Genomic DNA, 1,104 nt, shown 5'->3' on the forward strand with positions numbered 1-1,104 from the left:
GGGGGCCACCGGCGCCACCGGGCCGATCGGTGCCACCGGCGCGACGGGGCCGATCGGCGCGACGGGATCCTCCGGCGCCGTCGGTGCGACGGGCGCCACGGGTCCCATCGGCGCCACCGGCGCGACGGGGCCGGTCGGCCTCACCGGCGCAACGGGCGACGTCGGCGCCACCGGCGCGACAGGCCCTGTCGGCGCCACGGGCACCACGGGCGCGACGGGAGCCACCGGACCGGCAGGGGCCACCGGCGCGACGGGCCCGGTGGGGGCCACCGGCGCCACCGGACCGACCGGCGCCACCGGAGCCGTGGGCGCCACCGGCGCCACGGGCCTGGGCGCGACGGGCGCCACCGGCGCGACGGGCCCGGTGGGGGCCACCGGCGCCACCGGACCGATAGGACCGACCGGGGCGACCGGCCCGGTGGGCGCCGCGGGGGCCACCGGAGCGACCGGCGCCACGGGCGCGATCGGGGCCACCGGCGAGGCCGGCGCGACCGGCGCCACGGGGCTGGGCGCCACCGGCGCCACCGGACCGACGGGGGCCACCGGCGCGACAGGCCCAGTGGGTGCCACGGGCGCCTCGGGAGCGGTGGGGGCCACGGGCGCGACCGGCACCGTGGGTGCCACCGGCGCGACAGGCGCGATCGGCGCCACGGGCGCGACCGGACCGGCCGGCGCGACCGGCGCCACGGGGCTGGGCGCGACGGGCGCCACCGGCGCAGTGGGAGCCACCGGCGCGACGGGCGCCACAGGTCCGGAAGGGGCCACGGGCGCGACCGGACCGGCCGGCGCCACGGGCGCCACCGGCGCGACAGGCCCAGTGGGTGCCACGGGCGCCTCGGGAGCGGTGGGGGCCACGGGCGCGACGGGCGCCGTGGGCGCCACCGGCGCCACAGGTGCGATCGGCGCCACGGGTGCGACCGGGCCGGCCGGCGCCACGGGCCTGGGCGCGACAGGCGCCACCGGCGCGGTGGGTGCCACCGGCGCGACAGGCGCGATCGGCGCCACGGGTGCGACCGGACCCGCCGGCGCGACGGGCGCCACAGGCGCGACAGGCCCAGTGGGTGCCACGGGCGCCTCGGGAGCGGTGGGGGCCACGGGCGCGAC

General features: G+C 83.9%; 1 pseudogene. It reads left to right on the forward strand.

What is annotated here, in order from left to right:
* Positions 1-1,104, forward strand: a pseudogene (locus MFF61_RS33205) (hypothetical protein); the annotation flags it as partial.

This window comes from Methylobacterium isbiliense, from assembly GCF_022179325.1.
Lineage (GTDB): Bacteria > Pseudomonadota > Alphaproteobacteria > Rhizobiales > Beijerinckiaceae > Methylobacterium > Methylobacterium isbiliense.